This is a genomic window from Cupriavidus yeoncheonensis (genome assembly GCF_905397275.1).
GTDB classification, from domain to species: Bacteria; Pseudomonadota; Gammaproteobacteria; order Burkholderiales; family Burkholderiaceae; genus Cupriavidus; species Cupriavidus yeoncheonensis.
Map to the genome: position 1 here is coordinate 110,299 of NZ_CAJPUY010000020.1, position 26,020 is coordinate 136,318.

Sequence of the window (26,020 nt, forward strand, 5' to 3'; positions counted from 1 at the left end):
TTTGAAGAGCGATGCTGAAGTCAGCGCACGAACGGGGAGGGTGCTTGTGATCTGCCGAGGAGTCGGCTAGCACATGAAAGGTTTCTGCTAGGCGTTCGAGCAACTGGTGCTGTTGCAGGGATTTCGAGGGTGGTCCAGCCGATCACAGTTGATATATAGTTTCCGGAATTCCATGGAGTACCTTCATGTGCGCTCCAAGCGAACACTCACCGTGTTCCGGGGCTCGCGCGGGAGTATCGGATCGTGGCGCAGGCATTGCCCCGGAAAGTCAAATTCCAGGATTCCGGCGACCCTTGACGTCGCCCTACGGAGTTGTTGATGGACGTGCGTGGACTGCGGTATTTCGTCCAGGTGGTGGAGAGTGGTAGCCTGACCAAGGCATCACGCCAGTTTTTCGTAGCTCAGCCCGCCCTCAGCCAGCAGATCGCCCGGCTCGAAGTCGAGGTCGGCAAGCCTTTGTTGGTGCGGTCTGCACGGGGCGTGGTGCCGACGCCGAACGGCGCAGCCCTGTATCGACATGCCAAGCTAATGTTGCGTCAACTGGACGAGGCGGTGCTGATCGCTCGTCAGGAAACCTCCAATGTGAAAGGCCGCGTTACGCTCGGACTCGCGCCAACCACCACCTGCATGCTAGGCCTGCCGCTGCTGATGCACATGAAGGAGAACTATCCAGGCATCGTCCTGAATGTGGTGGGTGCACTGCCTCAGCATCTCGAGGAGAGGGCGCGCCGCGATGAACTGGATGTCGCGGTCCTCTTCAGCAAGACGGCCGCCAGTGACCTGGTTTTCGAGCCTCTCCTGGAAGAGGACGTGTTCGTGGTGGTGCCTGCGGACAGCCAACTGATTGCACCGGACCAGACATCGCTGACGCTTGCGGAAGCGGCAGCGCTGCCGATGGTGCTGTCGTCAGCGAGTCACAACCTCCGGCGCCGCTTTACCAGCGAAATCGAGCGCGCGAATCTGTCGGTCGACGTCGTTGCCGAAATTGACTCCGTCCAACTCGTGATGAGTTATGTGGCCGAAGGGGGCGGGGCCACAGTGCAGCCCATGGCCGCAACGCAGGTGCACCGTGCACCGCAAGGGTGGCGATGCCTCCCTATTTCCGACGCGCCGCTCGCGCGCGTGAACTATGGATATTCGCTGCCCGCACAGAAATTGTCGGCGAGTGCCTCGATCGTTTACAGCGAACTCGCACATGTCGCGCACCGGTTAATCGGAAGCGGCATTTGGCAGGGGGCGAGAATCCTTCCGTCACCCCTTATCTGAGGCCGAGTCGGCCCTTTTTGGCGCGTTCGCCGGCCGTCTTCGCGAGCCACTGGCGCCCACCCCATAAGCTGGCGCAATGAGGGCGGCAGCAAAACAGTATTTCCTCCTTGGCGGCCTCAGTCCTTAAGATCCTTGCACGCACTAAGCTGCCGTGCCGGCCTTGCCGATCAGCGCGCCGCAGGTGTCAGGGCCACGATGCCACTTCCAGCCAAATGAAGGAGACACTCTTGATCGCCACATCATCCGCAATTCGCCCAGATTTCTTGTCCAACCCGGAGAAGCTGCATTACATTGACGGCCAGTGGCGACCATCGTTGACCGGTGAGAGCCTTCAGACCTTCAACCCCGCAACCGGCAGAGTGCTGGCAACCGTTGCGCGGGGGCGTCAGGAGGACGTCGATGTGGCAGTTGCCGCTGCGCGTCGCGCATTTGAGGGTCCATGGAGCCGGTTTACCCCGCATGAGCGCTACGCACTGATGCTGCGCGTTTGCGATGTCATCGAAAGGAACTTCGATGAGTTGGCCTTGCTCGACACGCTGGACATGGGAGCACCGCTTTCGCGTACGAAGGCAATGAAGGATGGCCTGATCAAGACCATCATGTACTTCGCGAGCCAGGCCATGAGTTGGTCCGGTTCGACCATTCCGAACTCTCTGTCCGGCAACTACACGACGCTGACGCTCAAGGCACCCGTCGGCGTGATCGGTGGCATTACACCATGGAACGCACCCTTGATCAGCATGTGGTGGATCATGGGTGGTGCACTGGCAACCGGCTGCACTGCAATAATCAAGCCCGCCGAGGACGCTTCACTGACCACGCTGCGCACGGCCGAACTGCTGGTCGAGGCAGGGGTCCCGGCGGGGGTGATCAACGTCGTGACGGGATATGGCCACGAGGCAGGCGCCGCTTTGGCAGCGCATACGGGGGTCGACCGGATAGCGTTTACCGGCTCCACCGTGACAGGTCGGGAGATCATCAAGGCTTCTGCTGGAAACATGAAGAGAATCCAGTTGGAATTGGGAGGGAAATCGCCCGATATCGTGTTTGCCGATGCCAATCTGGACAAGGCGGTCCCCGGAGCGGCGATGGGAGTTTTCAATAATTCCGGTCAGATCTGCTCTGCAGGAACCAGGATCTTCGTCCAACGAAGCATTCACGAGGAATTTGTTTCGCGCCTTGTCGACTTCACGAAATCGATCAAGACCGGTGATCCGTTTGAGCCCGGCGTTCAGCTTGGCCCGCTTGTTTCCAAACGTCAACTTGACCGCGTCATGACCTATATGGCCATTGGAGTGGAGGACGGCGCGCGGTTGGCGATTGGCGGCGATCGGCTCGCGGGCGAACTTGCCGAAGGCTACTTTGTCACCCCGACCGTCTTCGATAGTGTACGCAATGACATGCGCATCGCACGCGAAGAGATCTTCGGGCCGGTGGCATCGGTGATCCCGTTTGATACGGCAGAAGAGGCGCTACGACTGGCCAACGATACCGAATACGGCCTCGGCGGGGCTGTGTGGACCACCAACGTCAGCACGATGTCCAGGATGATCCATGGCATCAAGGCGGGGAAACTGTGGGTCAATTGCTATGGACTGGCCGATGCGGCCGTTGGCTTCAGTGGCGTCAAGCAAAGCGGGTATGGCATCAAAGGCGGCGCTCAACACCTGGAAGGATTTCTGTACGAGAAGAGTGTTTGCATCAACGGTGACTAATGCGTTTGCGTGATCCAGGGGGAAATACACGGTCTTTGATTCATGATATGGAACAGCAGCAGCGCTATGCAGGCTAACACCTATGACTTCATCGTTGTCGGCTCCGGTTCGTCCGGCGGCGTAGTGGCGACCCGACTCAGCGAGAATGGCAAATACACGGTGCTCTGTCTCGAGGCAGGCATCAAAGGAGGGAAGTACATATGGGCACGTCCGCCGCTTGGGGTGGTGTTCCTGGTTGACAACCCGCTGGTCGACTGGCGTTACGAGTCGGAAGCGGATCCCACGCATGGAAATCGTCGCATCGCTTGCCCGCGTGGAAAGATGTTGGGCGGTAGCAGTTCGATCAACGCCATGGTTTATAACCGGGGGCAGAGGCTCGACTACGATACGTGGAGCGAACTCGGCTGCAAAGGCTGGAGCTTCAAGGAAGTTCTGCCTTACCTCAAGAAGATCGAGAGCACCGAGATCGGTTCAGACGAATACCGCGGGCGATCGGGGCCCGTCAAAGTCAGCCAGAGCAAAAAGCTGTCCGCGTTCTATGACCTATTCATTCGATCGGCCCAGGCGGTAGGCATTCCTTACAACAGCGACTACAGTGGCGCCTCTCAGGAAGGCGTCGCTATGGCACAGTTGACCGGCTATCGCGGTGAGCGCCATAGCACTGCGACCCAGTATCTTGAACCGGCCGCCAGGAAACGATCGAACCTTGTTGTCGTTATGGGAGCCGAGGCGACCGCTTTGATCATGGAGGGGAAACGTTGTGCGGGGGTCCAGTTCCGCCGTGACGGTGCGCTCCAGGAAGCTCGGGCCATGCGTGAGGTTATTGTCTGTGCAGGTACCGCCAATACGCCCAAGCTGCTGGAATTGTCCGGGATCGGAAATGCCGACGTGCTGCGCAAGCACGGCATACCGCTCGTGCACGAGCTAAAGGGTGTCGGGGAGAATCTGCGAGATCACTATGCGGCCATGATGAAGTGGCGGTTTGCCAGGCGTGGCATTTCCCTGGCGAAGAAGGGGCACGGCTGGCGTCTTGGCATTGAGATCCTTCGCTGGCTGTTTCTGCGCAAGGGATTGATTGCGCAAGGCCACGGTTCCATGCGCGTGTTCGCACGGTCCCGATCGGAGTTGCAGGAACCGGACACCATGATGGTGGTCAGCCCATACATCATCGATGTCAAGACGGGGAAGGGCCGACGTATGTCGGACGTCGAGGGATTCATGATGTATACGCACGTGCAGCGCACGGAAAGCACCGGCAGCATTCACATCAGGTCCAGGGATCCGGCGGCGGCGCCAATGATTCGTTACCGCTTCCTGGATACCGATTACGATCGCAGCACTGCCGTCGCGGCGGTGCGGCTGGCCCGCCAGATCGCCGCAGCGGGGCCTCTGAGGCATGTGATTGCAGAGGAGATCTCCCCGGGGCCACAGGTCAGATCCGATGAAGAGATACTGCAGTTCATCCGCAATACCGGCCAAATCACTCAGCACATGGTAGGTACCTGCAAAATGGGCCGCGATGCGATGTCGGTGGTCGACGAGCGGCTTCGGGTGCATGGTATCCAGGGCCTCCGGATCGCCGATGCGTCGGTCATGCCGACCATCATCTCAGGGAATACGAGCGTTCCGTGCATGATGATCGGCGAAAAGTGCGCGGATATGGTGCTGGCCGATACTCGGAAACTGGACGGGGTCGGAGAAAGCACGTCTTGCGACAAGGAGCGCGCAAGCATGCAGATGTAAATTGCTTAACCACGTATAGAGGAAACAGGAGACAAAATGCAATACCAGATTTCCCGTCGCGCGTTACTTGCCCTGGGTGCGGGCATTCTTCTGCCCCAATCGCTCTTTGCCCAGCCGAGCGGTTCGCGTCCTATTCGCCTGCTCGTGGGATTCAGCGCTGGCAGCGGCGCGGACAACGTCGCCAGGCTTTACGCGTCACACCTTATGGAGCTGCTTGGCGCGCCGGTGATCGTCGATAACAAGCCCGGCGCCTCGCAACTGCTGGCCATTCGCCCTATGCTTGCTGCACAGCCGGACGGCTTGACCCTGACCTTGGCGGGGGGGAGTGCCCTGAGTCAGGGGCCGGGGGTCCGTAAAGACCTGCCCTACGATCCTCTGAAGGACTTCAGCTTGATCGGAATGATAGCGACAGCTCCTGGCGTATTCTTTGTTCATCCGTCAATCCCGGTCTCGTCGCTGCAAGACCTGATTGCGTATGCAAAAGAGAATCCGGGGAAGCTGAACTACGGATCCGCCGGCGTCGGTTCGGCAAATCACCTGCAAATGGAGTATATAAAGAAGGTCGCTGGCATCGATCTTACTCATATTCCATATAAGTCTGACCAGGACGTTGCGCGGGAGGTGGTTGCCGGCAGTGTGCACGTCGGGCTTACCCTTGCGCAGTTTGCGATTCCTTTCACTGCGTCGGGAAGGCTGAAGGCGATCGCAGTAACCGGCTCTCAACGACTATCGGCATTACCCAGCGTCCCCTCCTTCGCAGAGTCGGGAATTGAGAAACTGAAGGGCATTGATTTTACCTTCTACGGCTTGATCGGGCCTGCCGGCATGGATCCGAACCTCATCACGAAGCTGAACCAGACAGTCAACCGGATCGGCGTCAACTCCGCTGTCTCCAGTCAGGTAAGGAAGCTGTACTGCAATCCGGTCCAAGGGTCACCTGCTGATTTCAGACACTATCTTGAGACAGAGGTCGGAAAATGGCGCGAGCTTGGCAAGACCGTAAAGATTGAGTCGAGCGCCTGATTCTGGTCGCAGTCTGGCTGTCCCCTAGGCAGCGTCCCGGCGCGCGTATGACGAATAAGTAGTGCGTCGGGTCGTCAACTCAAGTCTGTGATTGGCGATGTCTGCCCTCTCTTACGAGGCGTATCCTGGTTCGGTCGCCTGGAGCATTTTTTGTCTCGGCGACCCGTTGCACACGCGATCTCTATGAGATGCCGTCCGCGGGCACGGCCCGGGCCGCGGGGCCGGAGCGGGGGGTGCCGCCACTTACCACCGGCATGAACGGCGGTGTGGCGAATGTCGCTGTATCGACTTCCCGCACGCCGCCGGGCAACCGCTGCAACGCTTCCTCCCGTTTTGACGGTTCTTCTCGCTAGTCAAGTCCTTCAGAGTTGCCGTGCGCGGTGCTCAAGACCGTCGGTTAGTCCTGGCTTACGAAAGAGTCGAGAAAAAGAAAATGGACCGTCCGAGCCTGGCGATATAACGTCCTATCAGCTTGACGACGTCCGTGCCGGGATTTTTGCGCAGCTTCGGCTGGGTGCAAGGAAACGGGGCCAGGCCTGGATAGGCGTCTGCAGCCTCAGTAGGGCACTTCCGTGCCGCATACAGGAGACTCCAAATTGAAATGCATGAAAGCGCTATTTGCAGCGACGATCGCGTTCGTCGTCTCACTATCGTGTCCGGCTCTTGCGCAGAAATTTCCAGATAAGCCTGTCAAAGTCATATTGCCATATCCCGTGGGAACGGGCCCCGACATGGTGATGAGACGCGTAGGCGAAAAGCTGTCCCGGTGGTGGGGCCAACCGGTAATTGTGGAGAACCGGCCGGGTGGAAATGGCTGGATCGCAGTGACCGCCGCCAAGCGCTCGGCTCCGGACGGCTACACCTTGCTACAAGCCGACACCTTGCTGTTCGGACTGCAACCGCATCTGTATCGACGCCTGCCGTTCGACCCCGTCAAGGATTTTGATCCGGTAGCGCCGATGTATCGTACGCCGTTCTTCGTTGTGGTGAATAGCAACTCAGGTTGGAAAAGCATCGCGGACCTGGTTGCGGCAGCCAAAGCAAAGGGGGGCGCCCTGACCTATGGCTCTTCTGGCATCGGCAGCCAAGCTCACCTGGGAGCCGAGATGCTGGAGCAATCCGCGGGCGTGAAAATGACGCATGTTCCCTATAAAGATACGCCGCTGATGTACACGGCGATCGCAAACGGGGAACTCGGGTGGGCATTCGGAACGGCCCTTTCGGCCGGTCCGCTGCTCCAGGCGCACAAGGTAAAGCTCCTGGCACTTGCCGCGCCGAAGCGGCATCCCAGCTTCCCGGATGTACCCACTATCGCGGAGTCAGGCGGGCCTCGGGACGTGGAAATGAAGACGTGGATTGCTCTGTTCGCTCCGCATGGCACGCCGAAGTCCATCGTTGAAAAGATCAATGAGGACGTAGCCCGCGCGATGGCAGAACCGGACGTGCGTGAATACCTTGCCCCGGTGGCATTCTCGGCTTGGTCCGCGCCGCCGGCTGAACTGGCCAAAACGGTCGAAGAAGATCTGAAGCAGTATGGTGAAGTGGCCAAGCGGGTGAAAATTTCGCTTGATTAGCAGGCATTGAACATAAGGAGGGTTTGCAGCCAGACCGGCGGATGCCCTCTGGCTGCCTTGGGCGGCGTCGGGCATGGCGCGCCGATGAGCGATGAGGGGGATCACTGCCGGGATTCGGGAGCGCAGGGTGTCCAGTCTCTGCGCTGAGTATAATTTGGGTGCCACCTAATCTAACGATGGCTGGAAAGCCGATCGGAAACCAATGGAACTTCGGCACCTACGGTATTTTTTAGCCGCGGCGGAAGAAGAGCACTTTGGCCGTGCGTCAGAACGCTTGCATGTCACCAGACCGGCCGTCTCGCAAATCATCTCGGATCTCGAAAGTGAGATCGGCACCGCCCTCTTCGAAAGGTATGCCCAGCGCGTCAGATTAACTGCAGCGGGGCGGAATTTTCTTCAGAAAGTGACCGCGGTGATGAATGACCTTAACGAGGCGGTGGTGACAACCAAGCGCGTCGGCGATGGCAAGAGCGGAACGCTGAATATTGGCTATGGGTCATTGACGCTTATTCATTCTATTTTTCGCGTTGCGATTAAGCGATTTCGCGATAGCTATCCGGATGTCGCACTCTCGCTCGTCGAGCTGCCGACGGCAGATCAGCCGAAGGCGCTCGCGGAAGGGAAGATCCATGCGGGCTTCATGCACCTCGGTCCGAATACACAGGTTCTGCGCAGGAAGAGTACCAACCGCGTCCTGGGTGGCCAGGATCGGACCGTGTTGGATTGGATCTGCATCCAGAAGGGGAAGCTGGGCGCCGTGGTGCCCAATGATCATCGGCTCGCAAACAGGAAATCAGTTCGTCTTGCTGAACTGAGTGGCGAGCGTTTTGTGGTAGTGCCGCGAGGGATCAGCAGCCCGTTGCATCCGCCAATTTCGTCCCTCTTTCAAGAGGCTGGCTTCGAGCCTCAGATCGTACAGGAGGTCAGCACTTCGGTTTCGCAGCTCAATCTGATTTCTGTCGGCATGGGTATCGGACTGTCCGTTGTCGGCAAGAATTTCAGTTATCCGCCCGATTTGACGACGTTGCCACTGAGTGACGTGAGCTATGCGACGACCTTTGTGCTCGGATGGATCAAGGGTGAACGAAATCCAGCGCTGGACCATATGATTGAAATAGTCGAAGGCCTTTCGAAACAGCCCTAGAACGCGAGCGCGCCCTTTGTGCCGATCGGTGCTTAAGACGGAGATTTCTGAGGAGGGACTAGCGATGTCACCGGTTGCGGGAACAGGGAATGCATGTCTGAGATGTGGGGCTGTGGCATCACGGCTCGACATCGATCCCCGAGGTCGTCCACTGGAGGGGTAGTCGATGGAGCGTGAGAGGCATCGGGGCCCGGAAGGGTGACCTGCCAGTGGGGATCACCCTGCATCCGCCGAACCAACTCGAGGCAATAGCGTAGGTAAGCCATTCAGCGATCCCGAGTTCTAGCCGAATGCGGAGCGCGCTTGGCTGTGCGGTGCATGGCCGATCGTGCGCTGCACACTGATTGAGCATTCCGCATGACGTTGTTCGACATATTGTGATCGCTCCTATAAAGAATGCATTCCCAGGCGTAACATTCGCACGAACTTGTCGTTGGGATCGAGCCATCATCGGATGGCTCTGGCTTCAGCGACGATGCACGTCAGAAAATGTGCCGGATATTCATGGTAACGCCCAACTGGTTCTGGCCAGGATTGATGGTGTTGTTGAGACCATTTAGTCCGTAGTTGGAATTGTTCTTGTTCTTGACATAACCGACGGTCAAGTAGAGGTCTGTGCGTTTGGAAAGGCTATAGTCCGCAGATCCGACCAGTATCCACGGATCCGCCCCAGACCTGCGGTCATTAAGGTAGTATCCGGCTGCCGTAAGGGCCAGGGCGGGCATGATTTGCTGACGATAGCCAACCCAATAGTAATCGGTTCTTCGAGTCGGGGCGCCCGCCGCGACACCGATGTCGCCGTTCAGCCAGCGATAACCGGCAAAGACTTTCGAATTCCCGAAGCTGTAGTTGCCGGCAACTGCCAGGCGTTGATCGCGTTGCCCCGAGTTCTGGCCAGCAATGCCGCGCGTACCTTGTTGCTGGTCATAGATAACCGTGGCGCCGAAATTATCTGCTGCATATTGCACACCGCCCGCGTATGCGCGATCACTCTTGAGGTCTCCCGGCGTTTCTGTGCCAAACGATGTAGTACCATTAGCGGTAATGCTCGTGCCCCTTGCGAAGCTGTACAGCGCTATCGCCGTCCATGGTCCGAATTTGCCCGTATACTTGGCGCTATTGTCGTAGCGCCCTACGAAGTTTGGTTCAAACGTGATAGCCGAGTACCGGCCGGCAAGCGCCAATGGGTCGTAATTACCCAGGACATCGAGGAACGCGTTAGGCTGTCGCCCCAATGTTACGCGGCCCCATTGGTTCTCGAGTCCAACAAACGCCTGACGCCCGAACAGTCGTCCTCCTTGGTTGATGACACCAGTGTCGATGTCGTAGCCATTCTCCAGTACAAAGACGGCCTTCGTGCCGCTGCCGAGATCTTCGACACCGCGCAGACCCCAACGGGAGGCCGCAACGTTACCTGTCGTCATGCGTACCAGCTTGTTGCCGGCTGCATTGGCGTTGGAGAGGTATTCCACTCCAACATCGGCAATGCCATAAAGCGTAACCGAGGGCTGCGCCGCTGCTAGCTGTGCCGATGTAACTAACATTGCGCCGATATATAGTCGCTTGGTCATGATTTCTTCCATCTTATTATCTAAATTTATACTAAAAAGAGATTTTTAATTTACGCAGAGCCTGTGTACTGACGCAGAAATTCAAAGAACCTTTTCGGCGCCAAGAAGCTACTCGGTTGCTTTTGCGCAAAGCGCCGCCCTGACCGCCAATTGGCGAGTTGGTTATGTCCATAAAAAATAGAGAAAAGCTTTTTGGTGGCGAAGAATGGCGGTCGGGGCGAGAAGTCATGCTATGCACGCCTGTGCAGTCCGAGCTACGCGCCAGACGATCGGAGCCTTCGAAAAGGTGGTGGCCTAAGTTATGACGACCAAAACACTCGTCCCCTTCAAAGTTTCCGGGGGGCCACGTCTAATTGGAGGTGATCCCGGCCGCCTTTACGACGGGCCGCCATTTGTTGATCTCCGCTTGGAGATCCTTCCTGACTGCAGCCGGATTGTTGGCGTCGGCTTCCACGCCGATCGCTTGCAGACGGCCCTTCAAACTCTCGTCACTGAGGGTAGCGTTCAACGTCTCGGTCAACTTGCGAATGACCGGTGCAGGCGTTCCTTTGGGCGCGGCAAGGAAATACCACGTGTCGGCCTCCACTCCAGGAAAGCCCGCTTCAGCCGTTGTGGGTACTGTGGGTACTAGGCTCGACCGCCGTTTCGACGCGACAGCCAGGGCTTTCAGGGACCCGTCGCGCACCCGCGGTGCACATACAAAGGCGGAGCAAAGCTGGAAGGTGGTCTGGCCTCCCAGCAGATCGTTCAGGCCGGCGCTCTCGCCCTTGTAAGGAATATGAAGCGCATGGGTTTTGGTAAGTTGCTTCAGCAGTTCCCCACCAAGGTGCGAGGGCGATCCAACACCTGGGGACCCGAACTGGACCGCATCAGGATTGGACCGCATCAAGTTCACCAGGTCTCGCAGGTCATTCAATTTCGATTTCGGATTGCTCACGATGAGCAAGTCGATCCTTCCTAGCTTTCCGATAAAGTCGAAGTCGTTAATCAGGTCGAAGGGAAGGTTGGCGTTCGGGATAACCGAGTTGCCGGCAAGGGTGGCCGTACCGACCAGCAAGGTGTAGCCGTCCGGCGAGCTCTTGGCCACGACGTTAGCGCCAACCGCTGCACTGGCGCCCCCCCGATTTTCTGGGACGATGGGTTGCCCCAGCCGCGGGGCCAGATACTGAGCCACGATGCGTGCGGCGACATCTGTGCCGCCTCCGGCCGTGAACGGAATGACGAGTCGGATAGGTTGTTTTGGGTACGACTCGGCGGCGCTGCTCGGCGCCGGTGCCAACGAGCCAAACAGCGCGGCGGCTAGCATGGCCCGGCTCAATGCTTTCATCGAAGTAGCTGCAAAAAAGTGAACGCCAGTCCGCAACTGGCTTCCGACGCATTGCGCGTGGAAGTCGTACCTGCCCATATCTGTTGTCTCCGGTGAGTGTGGCTTCGCCATCTATCTGCCGAGACATTAGCGCGGGGAGTCGGATACGTATATTTGTATTTTCTCGACCTTAGCGTAAGTTGCAGCTTACGCTCGCTGCCGGCGTGCGCCAGGTTGAACCCTCGTAAGAAGGCCGCTAGAACTGGGGGTATAACCTGGTGTTATTGCCACGGGCCGCACAACCTCACGGTTGCTTGACCAGACGGCGATGCGGCGCCGATCATCGGCTTACCAAATGCCATGCGCAATGCGACCCCCGCGCGCGACGCAAGGCTGCAGTGGACAATGGCGGCACCTCTTCGGTGTTGAGTCCACCCAAAATACTAGAAGCAGGAGACCCCCTAGCAATGAAATCGATACAAGCGCGGACGCCTGTCCATGCCGGAGCCAGGCTCGACAGATTACCCATTGGCCCGTTCCATCGCAGAGTTCTCACGCTGCTGGGACTGGGCATGTTCTTCGACTCGTTTGACAACAATCTTTCCGCCTCAGTGTTGGCGGCAATGCTCGACGGCAAGTGGTCTACCCTTGAGGAAAACTCGCTTTTCCTGAGTTGGGGCTACTTTGGCTTGATGCTCGGCGTCTGGTTTGCCGGATGGCTGAGTGACCGCTACGGCCGCAAGATTGCATATCAGTTCAATCTTGCAGTCTTCGGAATCATGGCGCTATTGGCGGCATGCGCCCCCTCCATGGAGTGGCTGATTCCCATTCGCTTTCTAATGGGGATCGGAATGGGCGCAGAGTACTTGATGGCCTATGGCCTACTTGCCGAGTTCTTTCCGCTGGCGTCGCGCGCACGTTGTCTCGGCATAGTAGCTATCGCCAGCGGAGTCGGCGTGTTCCTTACCGCGCTGGTGGCAATGGCTGTCATTCCGACCTTTGGCTGGCGCGCGATGTTCGTCATCGGCGGCGTAGGCACGCTTTGGGTATGGTGGCTGCGGCGGCATCTCCCCGAGTCGCCCCGATGGCTCGAGCGAGTCGGCCGGAACGCGGAAGCGGAGGAGATTCTGCAGCAGATTGAAGGCGAAGCCGCCAAACTGGCACCACTGCCTCCGTACGCCACGGACGCGCCGAGGGCTACTCCCCGGAAAGTACCGGTCAGCATCCTGTTCTCGCGCAAGGTCATCGGCCGCACCCTCATTGCCATTCTGGTAAACGTGACCTGCTTGGTGGGCGCCTACATTATGAGCGGATGGATGCCCACGTTCTTCCTGCAACAAGGGATGAGTGTGACCAAGTCGCTGGCCTTCAATGCCGCCATGATGACCGGCTGGGTACTTGGCCCCTTGCTCAGCGTGTACGTGGCGGACCGATTCGGGCCACGGAAGGGGGTTATTACGTTCGGCTTGGTCTGTGCGGCACTCGGCGCGGTATACCCGTTTCTCAGTAGTCCTGTCGCGATTGCAGGATGCGGCACGCTGCTTGTTGCCGCGGTATCCCTGTGCCTCTACCTGGGGCTGGGTGGCACCCTGGAGTTGTTTCCCACTGAGTACCGCTTTCGCGGGGCAGGTCTGGCCCAGACCGTTGGACGGGGATGCCTGATTGCCTCGCCGATGATCATCATGGGAATTTTCCGGACGTACGGTATCGGTGGCGTGATTGGCGCGGTATCTGGGCTGTACCTGTTCGCAGCGCTGCTACTGGCCGTCGCCGGCGTCGAAACGAGCAAGCGCTCGCTCGAGTCACTCGATCCTGACCAGCATGGAGACGACGACCGTCAACGCGGCTCGACGTCGGGACAAGCCGAGATTGCCGCTCAGGCGAATCACTGATGCAATTTCACGTCGCCCTGGATTGACGTGAACAAGGAGACTCAAGAATGCGTGGTGTGACATTCCCTGGCGATCGTCGGGTTGAACTGGTAACGGTCCCCGACCCGACGCCCGGTCCGGGCGAAGTGGTCATTGAGATCAAGGCATCGGGCATGTGCGGCAGCGATCTGCACATGTATCGTCGTCCGGCCGCGAGCATTGCCCGGCCAGACGTCATTCGCGGGCACGAGCCCTGCGGCGTGGTGGTCGCCGCCGGTCCTGGCGTGACGGGTCCCAATGCCCGCATCGGGGCGCGCGTGATGGTGCACCACTATCACGGGTGTACCTGTTGCAACGAATGTCGGTCCGGCTGGCCGCAAATGTGCAAGTCCACGCCCATCACCGTGTACGGCGAGGACGAGCACGGGGCCCATGCGCCTTATATGAAGGTGCCGGCCGACACGCTCGTCCCGCTGAACGATGAGCTGAGCTTTGCTGCTGGTGCGGCAATATCCTGCGGGACGGGAACGGCGTGGGGGGCGTTCGAACGGATGGGTATCTCCGGGCGCGACACCCTTGCCGTCTTTGGCCAAGGACCGGTAGGTCTTTCGGCGACGCTTCTTGCCAAGGCGCAGGGAGCGCGCGTCATCGCGCTGGACATCGACGACATCCGCTTGGCGACGGCGAAGACGTTTGGCGCGGATTTCGTGATCAATTCGCGTGACGTGGATGTGCCCTCCGCCATTCGCGAGCTGACCCAGGGAAGCGGAGCCACCATGGCTCTCGAAACGGCAGGCGCCGCTGCTGCCGGGCGGGATGCGATCCAGTCGGTCGCGTCATGGGGAACGGTCGGCCTGGTCGGGATTGGCGCGGAAATCTCTCTTCAGCTCAGCGCGTTGCTGCGCAAGCAGCTCCGCATCCTGACCTCATGGACGATGTCCATTCAGGGTCAACGCGCGTGCGCCAACTTCGTTGTGGAACGCGGAATCAACCTCGACGCCCTGTTCACGGATCGATGGACGCTGGAGCAGGCAGACGAAGCGTACAAGGCATTCGACCTGCAGAGCGGTGGCAAGGGAGTCTTCCTCTCGTAACCGATGCGCAGTAACCAATACCATACTGAGGAAAAGATGAGCGATACCATAATCACCCATACGGAGAAAGATTCCGGCGTTCCCGCCATTGCTCGCGATTTCAGCGTCACGGATCGCATCGTGATCATTACGGGGGGCGGACAGGGTCTCGGCCGGGAGTTCGCTCGCCAGTTCGCTGCTGCCGGCGCTATTCCGGTGATTGCCGATATCAATGAGAAGAACGCACGCGCCGTCGCAGAGGAAATCACGGCGGCCGGTGGAAGGGCGCTGCCGATTGCAGTGGATGTGTCGAATAAGGAATCGGTCGACGCCATGGCCGCAGCGGTCGTCAATCAATTTGGCCGTATCGATGTGCTGGTGAACAACGCCTCGATCTTTGCGACGTTGCAGAAACGCCCGTTCGACCAGATTCCGGTGAGTGAATGGGAGACGGTACTGAAGGTGAACGTCACCGGTGTCTTCCTGTGTACTTGCGCCGTGATCGCTTCCATGCGGGAGCAGGGCTGGGGACGCGTTGTCAGCATCGCGTCGGACGCGGTTCCCAAGGGCGTGGCGAACTACCTGCACTACGTGGCGTCGAAAGCAGCCGTTATTGGCATGACCAACTCGATGGCACGCGAACTCGGAGCATCCGGCATCACGGTCAACGCCATCCGCCCGGGCGCCGTCGCGACCGAAGTGGATCGCACCGTGAATCACACTGTGGAAGCGCGCAAGCGCATCGTGGACATGCAGTGCATTCCGCGCGTGATGGTGCCGACGGATCTGGTGGGCCTGGTGATGTTCCTCTGCACGCCGGCGGCGGCGTTCATTACGGGCCAGACCATCGCCTGCGATGGCGGCTACACGCACAGTAGCTGAGGGATACGATGAAGCATTACGGAAAGTTCTATATCGATGGCGCGTGGGTCGATCCTTCGACGCCGTCACACATCGAACTGGTCGACCCCGCGAATGAGGAGGTTTTTGCCATGGTCGCCATGGGCGGACCGGAGGATGTCGAGAAGGCGGTGGGGGCGGCACGACGCGCCTTCCGCACGTTCTCCATGACCTCGACCGCCTATCGGATGGCGATGCTGGACCGGGTGATTGCGGCCTATGTCGCGCGCGCCGATGACCTCGCGAACATTATCGCGCAGGAGATGGGCGCTCCCCGGAGTGCGAGCGTGCAGGTGAGTGGCCCGATCGACCACCTGAAGGTGGCCCGCGACGTGCTGTCCGGCTATTCGTTCGCGTCGCGCATCGGGGACAGCATCGTCCGCCGCGAGCCGATCGGCGTGTGCGGACTGATTTCGCCGTGGAACTGGCCGATCCAGACCCCGATTACAAAGATCGCCTACGCGCTCGCGGCAGGTTGCACCATGGTGTTCAAGCCCAGCGAGGCATCGCCTCTGAGTGGACTGATCCTGGCGGAGATCATGGACGCTGCCGAAGTGCCAAAGGGGGTATTCAACGTTGTGGTCGGGGATGGGCCGTCGGTGGGCGAGGCGATCTCGCGCCATCCCGACGTGGACATGGTCTCGTTCACCGGTTCGACACGCGCCGGCATCATGGTCGGTCGCTCGGCCGCCGATACGGTCAAGCGCGTCTCGCTGGAACTGGGTGGAAAGTCGGCAAACGTCGTACTCCCGGACGCGGATCTGGAAGGCGCGGCACGCTGGAATATCCAGCGATGCTTCTTCAATGCGGGACAGTCCTGTCATGCTCCGAGCCGTATGCTGGTACACGAAAGCCAGGTCAAGGACGTCATCCCGTACCTGGTGGATGCAGCAGGCAAGTTCCGGATTGGAGATCCCCGTGATCCGGAGACCACCATGGGCCCCCTGGTCAATCGGGCGCAGTTCGAGCGAGTCCAGCGGTTCATACAGAGCGGGATCGATGAAGGCGCGCGCCTCGTATGCGGGGGTGTCGGGCGACCGGACGGCATGGCCACAGGCTTCTTTACGAAGCCGACGGTCTTCGTCGACGTCAAGCCGGGAATGACCATCGCCACCGAAGAGGTGTTTGGGCCTGTTCTGTCCGTACTCACCTATTCGTCGGAGGACGAAGCAATCGATATCGCCAATCAGGGCCCATATGGATTGGGGGGATACGTCTTCAGCAGTTCCAGCGAGCATGGCTTTGATGTGGCGTGCAGGCTGCGTGCGGGCCGGATCTCGTTCAACGGTGCGCCGGCGAGCAATGCCGCGCCGATGGGTGGTTACCGGCAATCGGGCAATGGGCGTTCGATGGGTGTCTTCGGGCTCGAGGAATACCTGGAAATCAAGGCTGTCTTCGGCTTTCGCGAGCAGGCAAGCACCCTGCCGGTCCTTGCGCGCTGAGCATCGCTAACAGGGCGACTAGCGCTGCTTGCCCGCTCCCACGACCGCTCTCCCGCAAGCGGGGGAGGGAGGAAACACTGCTCAGACCCACATTCCACTGAATTCCCTCGTATGACGACGCAACCTCAGGCCTTACCTTCTCTCTCTCTTGCTGCGGAAGCATTCTTTGCCCGACGGGAGTTCGGACTCATTATCGACGGCCAGTCGGTCCCTGCCGCTTCAGGCGAGACACTTGAAACGTTCAATCCGTCAACTGGCGAAGGACTGGCGCGCATCGCGGCCGGCGACGCCGCGGACGTTGATCGCGCCGTGCGTGCGGCACGGGCGGCCTTCAACGGTCCGTGGGCCAAGTGGAGTCCCTACGACCGCCAGGCGCTGCTGTTTCGCGCCCACGCCTTGATCGACCAGCGATTCGACGAGTTGGCGGAAATCGAGGCCATGGATATGGGCGCGCCGATCAGCAAGGTTCTCGCGACCAAAGCGTCGATGCAACGCTCCATTGGCTTCTTCGCATCGCAGGCGCTCAGCATCCGGGGGGAGACGGCGCCGAACGGACTCCCCGGAGAAGTGACCACGATGACAGTGCGCGGGCCGGCCGGTGTCATTGGCGGAATCATCCCGTGGAATGGGCCGCTCGGCAGCCAGTGGTGGATTATCGGGGCGGTACTGGCGACGGGTTGCACGGCAGTCCTGAAGCCTTCGGAAGAGGCCTCGCTGTCCGTGCTCCGCATGGTCGAACTGCTCAACGAGATCGGCGTTCCGCCCGGCGTGCTCAATGTGGTGACGGGGAAGGGCTCGAAAGCCGGCGAGGCCCTCGCTGCGCATCCGGACGTGAACCGCATCGCATTCACCGGTTCCACGGAAACCGGACGCAAGATCATCCGGGCCTCCACGGTCAACATCAAGAAGCTGCAGCTCGAGCTCGGAGGAAAGTCTCCGGACATCATCTTCGCGGATGCCGACCTCGATAAGGCCGTTGTCGGCGCCGCGAACGGCGTGTTCAATAACTCCGGGCAGATCTGCTTTGCCGGAACGCGTGTCCTGGTCCAGCGAAGCATTGTGGAACAGTTTTCGGAGCGGGTTGCGGCCTATGCAAAGACCCTGCGGCTTGGCCGTAGCCTCGATCGTCAGAGTCAGTTGGGGCCGCTGATCTCGTCTTCCCAGTTGGACGTGGTCAAGGGATACATCGACGCCGGAAAGCGCGAGGGCGCGGACCTGGTCTGCGGCGGCGACAGGCCGGACGATCTGGGTGAGGGCTATTTCCTGCGGCCGACGGTCTTTACCAACGTGAACAACGAGATGAAGATCGCCCGCGAAGAGATCTTCGGACCGGTGATGTCGATCATTCCCTTCGATAGCGCGGACGAAGCCATTGCCATCGGCAATGCCACCGAATATGGGCTGGGCGGCGGCGTCTGGACGCGGGATGTCTCGACGGCATTACGCGTGGCGAATGGCATCCAGTCGGGCGTTATGTGGGTGAATTGCTATGGTCTGATCGATCCCGTGGTCGGATTTACCGGTGCCAAGACCAGTGGCTACGGGGCGAAGGGAACCAGCGCCCATCTGGATACGTATCTTCAGACGAAGAGCATCTACATCCAGGTGTGATTGGCCGCACTCTCGATATCCATGCGCACACGCTGCCAGGGGTGACAGGTGCAGTAGAATGGCTGGCTGAACCGTTACGGGGCAACCAATTCCAGCCCCGCGCGCCGACCACGCAGGTGGCCAGGCAGAAGCCGGCCGACTGGCTCGGCAATGCCTCACAGGCCACCATTGCTGCAGCGTTAGCATGGATCCCAAGAAGCTTTCCTATTTTGCGACGGTGGTCGAACAGGGCAGTCTGGCAAAGGCCGCGAAGCGCCTGACCATTTCCCAGCCCGCGCTTTCCAAGTCCATGGACCGGCTTGAGAGCGAACTCGGCATGAAATTGCTCGAGAGAAGCCCCGCCGGCATCCTGCCGACCGCCCTGGGGGAACTGATCTACTCCCACGCGCGCGCGATCCGGGACGAAATGGATATTGCGGCGAAGCGCCTCGAACCCGATCGCGAGCAGGTCCAAACCATCAATCTCGGTACGCTGCCGAGTCTGACGAGTAACGTCATTCCTCGCGCAGTCAGTAAGTGGAGACAGCAGCACCCGGATGTGCTGTTGCGTGTCGTCGAGAAGGTCCAGGTTGAACTGCTGTTGGGCCTGCTGCGGGGTGAATTCGACTTTATTGTCGGGCAAACCGAATTTTATGACGTCTTTCTCGAGGGCCTGAAGCAACGCGTCCTGTTCCGCGATCGGCTCTGCGTCTTTGCGCGTGCCGACCATCCGCTGTTCCGGCTTTCCACGCTTTCGTGGGCGGACCTCGCGCAGTATCCCTGGATCTGTCCGATGGTGGGATGGCCGCAAAGGACGATCCTGGAAAAACTCGTGACCGCTGAGGGGCTCGATCCGCCCCGGCAACTCGTTGAATGCGGCTCCATCGACTTCACCAAGTCATTGATCGCAAGTAGCGACCACCTGGCACTGCTGCCGGCACATGCCGCCATATCGCAGACAACTGCGTCACCGATCAAGGCCTTGCCGATCACCGTTGCCGAGTTGAAGCGCGATATCGCCGTCATATTTCGGGAACGCGCCCCGTTGCGCGAGATCAGCCAGGATCTCATCCACTTCATCCGGGAGGTGGGTAATGATCTCGCGTCGGCGACTGACACAGCAGGCTGAGGTCATCAGCCGTCGGCAAGGAAGCATCCCGGATCCGGTCTACCGGCATTGCGGACCGGGATGCGTGCTCAATGTCCTTCAGGAACCGGAGGAATCAGAGGAAAATCTGCAGCGATTTCTCTTCGGTGTACGAGTACAGTTCCTCGATGCCGCGTTCCCGCCCGGTGCCGCTGTTCTTGAAGCCGCCAAAGGGCACCCCGCGCGTTTGCGTATTGACCCCGTTCACCCAGATGTAGCCGCACTGCAGACGCTTTGCCGTACGTAGTGCGTTCTTGATGTCGGACGTCCAGACGGCAGCGGTCAGGCCATATTCAACGGAATTCGCCAGTTCGATCACTTCATCGATATCGGACCACCGGAGAATGGAAAGTATCGGGCCGAAGATCTCCTCCTGCGCGATGCGCATATCCTGACGGACGTCGGCGAATACGGTCGGCTCGAACCAGAATCCCCTTTCAAAGCCTTGCCCGGCCGGTCGGCTTCCGCCTGCCACCAGGCGGGCGCCCTCTGCCTTGCCGATTTTCACGTATTGCTCGATTTTTTCCAGGTGCGCACGCGAGTTGATCGCCCCCATCTGGGTATCCGATGCAAAGGGGTCGCCGATGCGAATGGCCTGGACCTTGCGCGCTATCAGGCTCACGACTTCATCGTGGATGGCGTCGTGCACGAACAGGCGGCTAGTTGAACTGCACGATTGTCCTTGCCAGATGAAGTTCATCCCCGCCACCGCCGCCTCTGCGACGGCGTCTGGCGAGGCGTCCGGAAAGGCGATGAAGGGGTTTTTTCCCCCCAACTCCAGCGAGATGGATTTGACCGCCACCTCGGCCGCGGATCGCTGGATGGCCATGCCCGTGCGCACCGATCCGACAAAGGACAGGCGTTTGACGCGTGGATGCCGAACGAGTGAACTGCCCACTTCGACGCCGCCCGTGACAATGTTCAGAACGCCGGGAGGCAGTACCTGCGCGGCGATTTCACCCAGGAGCGTCGCCGACAGGGGGCATTGCTCGGATGGCTTGAGGACAACCGAATTTCCGGCAACGAGGGGAGAGGCGATGCCATGGGTCGCCATGGCGATGGGGTGATTGAAGGCGACGATTCGGCCGACAACGCCATAAGGCTCTCGCAGGGTAAGACTGAGTTTGTCGGCGCTGCCTGGGATCGTGTGGCCTTGCAATTCATAACCGAGCCCCGCGAAATAGCGCAGTCGGTCGATGCATGCCGAGATGTCGCCTCGCATGCCGGTGATGGAATTGCCGGTATCGGCGACTTCCAGGGTCAGCAACTCATCGGCCCGCATCTCCAGAGCGTCGGCGAGCCGACGCAGGTGGTCGGCGCGCTGCGCCACCGACAATTCGGCCCAGGCAGGTTGAGCGGCTTCTGCGGCCTTGACCGCGCTGGCAACATCCGCTTCCGTTCCGGAGGGGACTTTGCCGATATAGTCTTCCGTGGCCGGATTCATGCACTCGATCCAGTTCCCAGAAAGGCTTTCGCGCAATTCGCCGCCAATTAGCATCTTGCCCGTTGCGGGCAGGACGTTGTCGATTCGCTTCATCGGTGCTTCCTTGTTTGTTCGAATTCAATTGACCAGCGGTGCCGGGGTGGCCAGCCGCTCGTGGACCAGACCGCTTGGCAGAGGCGCTTCAGGCGGCAAGGACTTGCCGTGGCGGATAACGTCGGAGGCCCACTCGGCGATGGCGAGCACCGCCGCGTGAATGTTGCAGCTCAGGATTTCCGGCATGACCGAGGCGTCGACCACGCGCAGGCGGTCCACGCCGTGCACCCGCAACGCGGCGTCCACCACGGCATATTCGTCAGACCCGACCCGGCATGTGCAGGAGCCGTGTTGCACGGTCGTGGCGGTCATGCGGATGTGCTCGTCGATCTCCGCGTCAGTGGTGCATTGAGCGCCTGGCGACAATTCCTCGCCGCGAAAGATGTCGAGGGCGGCCTGTTTGGCGACGTCGCGCGCGATATGGAAGCCCCTGCGCAATACACGGATGTCGTTCGGACTGGAAAGATAGCGCGGGTCGATGCGAGGCTTGTCGCGCGGATCCGCGGAAGCGAGCCAGATGCGGCCGCGGCTCTCCGGGTGCGAGCCCACGGGCCGGAAGTAGAACAGATCGTCCCAGGTGTTGAGGCCAGGCAGCCAGGGCCTGGCTTCCAGCGCCCCGGCGCCGAACATGATCTGGATGTCCGGCGCGTCGAGTTCCGCATGGCTGCGGAGAATGCAATTGACGCCACTGGGCAGGACCGTCGCGGGCCCTTTTCCCGCAAGGATGGCATTGGCCAGCGCGGGGATCAGGCGGTCGAGGCGCAGCATGCGGTGAAGCGGGCTCTCCGGGCCGATGCGCCGGTAGTTCAAGGGGATGGAGAGGTGATCCTGCAAATTCTCGCCAACACCCGGCAGGTGCTGCACCGTGGCGATGCCATGCTGTCTCAATGCGTCCGCGTGGCCAATGCCGGATAGCATCAACAACTGTGGTGAGTTGTAGGCACCGCTGGTCAGGATGACTTCCCGTCGCGCGCGCAACGTATGCAGGTCGCCACGCCTCAAATATTGCAATCCGACCGCGGTCTTCCCTTCGAACAGGATCTTGGTCGCCAGTGCTTCGGTCTGAACGGTCAGATTGGGGCGATGGCGCGCTGGCCGAAGGTAGGCGCGGGAAGCGCTGGCGCGTCGGCCGTGGTCAATCGCGGATTGTGCCAGCCCGAACCCGTTCGGCTCGGGGCCATTCAGGTCGTCGATGATCGGATGACCTGCGGATTGGGCGGCCGACAGGACGGCCCAGGTGAGGGGGTCGCTGCGACAGGTGTACGTAATGCCCACCGGTCCGGTGCTGCCCCGGTGCGCCGCTGCGCCGTCCCGCCACGTCTCCAGACGTTTGAAGTAAGGCAACAGGCTGTCGTAGGACCACTGCGGTGCGCCCAGGCGTACCCAGCGATCGTAGTCGCTGCGATTGCCGCGGTTGTGCGCCATGAAGTTGATGGACGAAGAGCCGCCCAGGACCTTGCCGCGCTTGAGTTCAATACGTCGCCCTGCGAGATTCTCCTGCGGCTCACTCAGATAGCCCCAGTCGAACAGCCCTGCCTGGCGAATCTGCCCAACGCCCAATGGCATGTGGATATAGGGATGCCAGTCTTTTCCACCGGCCTCCAGCAACAGCACCTGGACATCGGCATCCTCGCTCAGGCGGGACGCAAGCACGCAACCGGCCGACCCGCCGCCAACGATGACATAGTCGAATTCTTCAGTGGTCATGGCTCAGCCAATACTGCGGGAAGGGGGCTCTCCGCTTGCCCTTGCCGAGCTGTCGATCTCGACCAGCAACCCGCCAGGCAGGGCGACGAATACCTGCGTATCACCGCGCTGCGGCACGCGTCTGACTTCAGGTTGATAGCCGAGGTTGCGAAGGCGCTCGATCAGCGTGTCCGGATCCTCCGTCGTACGGAAGGCGATATGGCCGAGCGTGGCGACGCCATGGGCCGGGTCAGCGCTATCCACGGTGTGAACGAACGCATCGTCTTCGCGATACAGCCAGTTGCCGGCAAAAGGAAAGGGCGGTCGCCAGCCCGGGGCAAAGCCCAGCGCGTCCGCGAAGAAGCGCTGCAGTTGCTCGGGCTGGTGCGTCAGGACATTGATGTGGTCGAAAATGACCGCCGGTTTGGAGGGGGAGGATGGGGGCATATGTACTCCGATGTGGGGCGAGCAAGCAAGCGAGCCGGCAGTAGACTAGTCGCTAGCCTGAATATGATTCTCCGCAATCACCTTGCCCCAGCGCTCCGCCTCTCCCTTCATCAGTACGGACACCGCCGAAGGATCCTTCACGTCCGTAATGAATCCCATCTCCGAGAATTTCCCTTTGACGTCCGGGGACGCCGCGGCCTTTGCGAAGGCGCTGGTCAACCGGCTGACCGCCGTTGGGGGCGTTCCCTTGGGCGCAAGAAAGGCGTACCAGAGTCTGGGCTTGAAATCGGCGTAGCCAAGTTCCTTCATCGTCGGCACATCGGGCAGCGCCGGCAGGCGAGTGTCCGACGTCACGGCCAGCAGCCTGATTTTTCCCGCCTTCACCAGGGGAATCGCTTCGGCCGTTGACGGGAAGAACAACTGGATCTGGTCGCCAAGAAGACCCTGGACCGCATCGCTGTTGCCCTTGTACGGGATGTGGTTCCCCTTTCCGCCCCACTCCTTGATCAGGCGTGCGGCGGAGAGATGGGCCAGGCTGCCCACGCCGCCTGACGCATAGGTAATGCCCTCGGCCTTCGCCGCCTTGGCGAGATCGGCCACCGAATGGAACTTCGAGCTTGCCGGAACGGCGATGACCATGGGAAAGGAGCCCACGCCCACGATCGGTACGAAGTCCCGGGTAAGGTCGTAAGGCAGCTTCTTTTGCAACACGGACGCCACTACGCCGGATGCCGTCAGGCTCAGGATGGTGCAGCCGTCCGGCGTCGATTTGGCGACGACGTTCGTTCCAATCACAGTCGTGGCACCGGCCCGATTCTCGATGACCACGGTTTCACCGAGATCCGTGCCGGCCCGGTTTCCCAGCGTGCGGGCGATGAGGTCGCCCACGCCGCCGGCCGGATTGGGTACGACCACTCTGAGGTATCCACCAGGGCAGCTTCCCGTCGCCGTCGCGCTACCCATCCAGCCAAAGGCCGCGGCAGCGGCCAGGGCGAGAGAGCAGAGTCGCTCTCTTCGGTTTGTCATGTCTCTCTCCTATGTTCTGTGCGCGAGAGGTTGGCCTCTCGTCGGATGCTTGTCAGCCAAAGCGATTGGTGAGGGTGCCGATTCCCTCAATGGAAATTGTGACCTCATCGCCGGCCTTCAGGAAGCGCGGCGGATTGAAGCCGATGCCGACACCAGCAGGCGTGCCCGTTGCGATCACATCGCCCGGCTTCAAGGTCAGGCCGGCCGAGATCGTGGCCACGAGCGTGGGAATATCGAAAATCAGGTCTCTCGTGTTGGCGTCCTGGCGAAGTTCGCCGTTGACCCAGCACTTGACATCCAGGCTGTCGGCCTTGAGTTCGTCCGCCGTCGTGATCCACGGCCCCATCGGGCAGAAGGTATCCAGTGCCTTGCCAAGGAACCATTGCTTGTGATTGCGCTGGCGGTCGCGGGCCGTCACGTCATTGACGATGGTGTACCCCCAGATGTGATCGAGGGCGTTCTCCGGCGAGATGTTGCGTCCTGCCTTGCCGATCACGATTGCCAGTTCTGCCTCGTAATCGACAGCGGAGGTGACGCCGGTATGCAGGCTGACCACATCGCCTTGGCCGATCACGGTCGCCGGCGGCTTGGTGAACACGGCCGGGAATTCGTCGATCTCGGCGCCCTTGACTGCACCGGCTTCGAAGCCGCTGCCCGCGAATTCCTTCGCATGCGCACGATAGTTCTTGCCGACGCAAAAGATGTTTCGTTTCGGCAGGAGCGGGGCGACGAGCTTGATGCTTTCGAGCGGAATTTCGGCACCTTGCACCGTGCGCAACGACTCAGGATCGTAGCGCTCGATCAACTCGTTCATGTCATGCACCGACGAGTCCAGCGGGCTGAGCGCGGTTCCTTCCGCATTGACGACACCGATACGGACGCGCGAGCCGTCCAGATAACTTGCAAACTTCATTTCAATCTTCCAGATAGGCGAAAGACAAACGGCGGGCGTTGCCGCCGGGCGGGTCACAGGTCAGAACTTCGGCAGGACGATGCAGAGAAACTCGGTTGGCTCGGTCGCCTTGACTGGCTTGCGGCCATCGGCGGGCGAGAATTCGAAGGCGGTATGAGGCCCATAGCGGCGATCGTCAATCTCCACGCGACCCTTCGTCAGGAACAGGATTTCGGTCGAAGGTTGCTCTCCTGCGGAGAACGTCGCGTCGGCTTCGAGGCGAAGGAAGCCGACTCGCGCGTCACGCTCGGTGAAGGAGCCCAGCCATTTTCGTTCGACCCGAGGGGATGCGTCGGGCACCCATTCGTAGTTCTCGGGGTTCATCATGATGACATCGTCATACCGGGGCTTCGGATAGATCATCTTCCTACCCGTGGCTTCTTCATAACAAGCCTCGAAGCCATCTTGATTATGCCGCTTTCCCGACTCGTCGAAATAAGTGAAGACGCCGTCCTGGAAGTCGCCTTTCTCTTTCAGTCGTGCGTTCGCGGCTTCGCGTTCATTTACGCTCAGGTAGCCGCTGCCGCTTGCGCCGCCGAATTGGCAGACCAGCATCTCGAGTCCTTCCGGACGATCCTGGGGGCCATAATAGACGCCTTCGGGAAAATAGCCGACGCTGCCTTCCGCCATGCTCTTTCCCTTGGCGTAAGGGTAGGTACCTTTAATCACATAACGGATCTGGTCGAAATTGTGCTTATGACGGGGTGTCGACCAGCCGCCCGTGCCGGTACGGCCGACGTTCAGCAGATAATTATTCGGACTACCGTCCTCGCCGGTGAGCAGGAATTTCTGTGCCAGCACGCCTTCGCGCATACTTCCCACGACGCCATAATCAGCGGTGGAAGCCTCCGAGACTTTCATGGGGTTCTCTCCTCTTCGTTCCAAATGCCAGTGCGATCAATCTCAGGTGCCCAGTCTAGTTCGCGACCGTAGCTTGTGCCAGCATGGTTCGGTCGAGGATATAACCTAAGGTTATTGCCTTGACCGGCGCCTGGCGCGAAGTGCTT

General features: G+C 60.2%; 20 protein-coding genes. 12 read left to right on the plus strand and 8 right to left on the minus strand.

From position 1 onward, the window contains the following. The first annotated feature begins 318 nt into the window (after positions 1–318). The 6 genes from KHO22_RS24580 (at position 319) to KHO22_RS24605 (ending at position 8,465) form a co-directional block, all read left to right on the plus strand. Positions 319–1,266, plus strand: coding sequence for a LysR substrate-binding domain-containing protein (locus tag KHO22_RS24580; protein ID WP_211949787.1), 948 nt, complete (start codon positions 319–321; stop codon positions 1,264–1,266). Between the two features lie 227 nt (positions 1,267–1,493). Then, positions 1,494–2,981 (plus strand): aldehyde dehydrogenase family protein, encoded by a 1,488-nt coding sequence (locus KHO22_RS24585; RefSeq protein WP_230427005.1) that lies wholly within the window; start codon positions 1,494–1,496, stop codon positions 2,979–2,981. A gap of 66 nt (positions 2,982–3,047) precedes the next feature. Next, entirely contained in the window at positions 3,048–4,724 is a 1,677-nt protein-coding gene (locus KHO22_RS24590) for a GMC family oxidoreductase (RefSeq protein ID WP_211949789.1), read from the plus strand. Positions 4,725–4,760: 36 nt separating this feature from the next. Beyond that, positions 4,761–5,747, plus strand: coding sequence for a Bug family tripartite tricarboxylate transporter substrate binding protein (locus KHO22_RS24595; RefSeq protein WP_211949790.1), 987 nt, complete (start codon positions 4,761–4,763; stop codon positions 5,745–5,747). 605 nt (positions 5,748–6,352) lie between these two features. After that, complete coding sequence (locus tag KHO22_RS24600) at positions 6,353–7,321, plus strand: Bug family tripartite tricarboxylate transporter substrate binding protein (protein ID WP_211949791.1); 969 nt, start codon at positions 6,353–6,355, stop codon at positions 7,319–7,321. A 202-nt stretch (positions 7,322–7,523) separates the two neighbouring features. Continuing rightward, entirely contained in the window at positions 7,524–8,465 is a 942-nt protein-coding gene (locus KHO22_RS24605; RefSeq protein ID WP_211949792.1) for a LysR family transcriptional regulator, read from the plus strand. 482 nt (positions 8,466–8,947) lie between these two features. On the opposite strand, the gene KHO22_RS24610 is transcribed toward KHO22_RS24605, so the two are convergent. Beyond that, positions 8,948–10,048 (minus strand): porin, encoded by a 1,101-nt coding sequence (locus KHO22_RS24610; RefSeq protein ID WP_230427006.1) that lies wholly within the window; start codon positions 10,046–10,048, stop codon positions 8,948–8,950. A 337-nt stretch (positions 10,049–10,385) separates the two neighbouring features. Further along, positions 10,386–11,441: a Bug family tripartite tricarboxylate transporter substrate binding protein gene (locus tag KHO22_RS24615; protein WP_211949793.1), complete on the minus strand. Its 1,056-nt coding sequence runs from the start codon at positions 11,439–11,441 to the stop codon at positions 10,386–10,388. A 368-nt stretch (positions 11,442–11,809) separates the two neighbouring features. On the opposite strand from KHO22_RS24615, the gene KHO22_RS24620 reads away from it, so the two are divergent. The 6 genes from KHO22_RS24620 to KHO22_RS24645 all read left to right on the plus strand — a co-directional run bounded on the left by KHO22_RS24620 (position 11,810) and on the right by KHO22_RS24645 (position 19,347). After that, on the plus strand, positions 11,810–13,234 hold the full coding sequence (locus KHO22_RS24620) for an MFS transporter (RefSeq protein ID WP_230427007.1): 1,425 nt from the start codon (positions 11,810–11,812) through the stop codon (positions 13,232–13,234). A 47-nt stretch (positions 13,235–13,281) separates the two neighbouring features. Next, on the plus strand, positions 13,282–14,307 hold the full coding sequence (locus KHO22_RS24625) for a zinc-dependent alcohol dehydrogenase family protein (RefSeq protein ID WP_211949794.1): 1,026 nt from the start codon (positions 13,282–13,284) through the stop codon (positions 14,305–14,307). 36 nt (positions 14,308–14,343) lie between these two features. Then, positions 14,344–15,168: an SDR family NAD(P)-dependent oxidoreductase gene (locus KHO22_RS24630; RefSeq protein WP_211949795.1), complete on the plus strand. Its 825-nt coding sequence runs from the start codon at positions 14,344–14,346 to the stop codon at positions 15,166–15,168. Positions 15,169–15,176: 8 nt separating this feature from the next. Continuing rightward, positions 15,177–16,628, plus strand: coding sequence for an aldehyde dehydrogenase family protein (locus tag KHO22_RS24635; RefSeq protein ID WP_211949796.1), 1,452 nt, complete (start codon positions 15,177–15,179; stop codon positions 16,626–16,628). Between the two features lie 111 nt (positions 16,629–16,739). Further along, a complete protein-coding gene (locus KHO22_RS24640) occupies positions 16,740–18,239 on the plus strand; it encodes an aldehyde dehydrogenase family protein (protein WP_211949797.1) in 1,500 nt (499 codons plus the stop codon). Between the two features lie 184 nt (positions 18,240–18,423). Continuing rightward, a complete protein-coding gene (locus KHO22_RS24645; protein WP_211949798.1) occupies positions 18,424–19,347 on the plus strand; it encodes a LysR family transcriptional regulator in 924 nt (307 codons plus the stop codon). Positions 19,348–19,441: 94 nt separating this feature from the next. Here the strand turns inward: KHO22_RS24645 and KHO22_RS24650 are convergent, their stop codons facing one another. From KHO22_RS24650 to KHO22_RS24675, 6 genes are read right to left on the minus strand one after another with little or no spacing between them, the layout of a single operon-like run. Beyond that, positions 19,442–20,902 carry an aldehyde dehydrogenase family protein gene (locus KHO22_RS24650; protein WP_211949799.1) on the minus strand — a complete coding sequence of 487 codons (1,461 nt, stop codon included), beginning with the start codon at positions 20,900–20,902 and terminating at the stop codon, positions 19,442–19,444. Between the two features lie 24 nt (positions 20,903–20,926). Then, entirely contained in the window at positions 20,927–22,609 is a 1,683-nt protein-coding gene (locus tag KHO22_RS24655) for a GMC family oxidoreductase (protein WP_211949800.1), read from the minus strand. A 3-nt stretch (positions 22,610–22,612) separates the two neighbouring features. Beyond that, positions 22,613–23,035 carry a VOC family protein gene (locus KHO22_RS24660; RefSeq protein ID WP_211949801.1) on the minus strand — a complete coding sequence of 141 codons (423 nt, stop codon included), beginning with the start codon at positions 23,033–23,035 and terminating at the stop codon, positions 22,613–22,615. 45 nt (positions 23,036–23,080) lie between these two features. After that, the gene (locus KHO22_RS24665; protein ID WP_211949802.1) at positions 23,081–24,061 is read right to left on the minus strand and encodes a Bug family tripartite tricarboxylate transporter substrate binding protein; all 981 of its coding nucleotides are present in this window, start codon (positions 24,059–24,061) and stop codon (positions 23,081–23,083) included. Between the two features lie 52 nt (positions 24,062–24,113). Further along, on the minus strand, positions 24,114–24,974 hold the full coding sequence (locus KHO22_RS24670) for a fumarylacetoacetate hydrolase family protein (protein WP_211949803.1): 861 nt from the start codon (positions 24,972–24,974) through the stop codon (positions 24,114–24,116). A gap of 60 nt (positions 24,975–25,034) precedes the next feature. After that, complete coding sequence (locus KHO22_RS24675; RefSeq protein WP_211949804.1) at positions 25,035–25,874, minus strand: cupin domain-containing protein; 840 nt, start codon at positions 25,872–25,874, stop codon at positions 25,035–25,037. Positions 25,875–26,020: the final 146 nt, after the last annotated feature.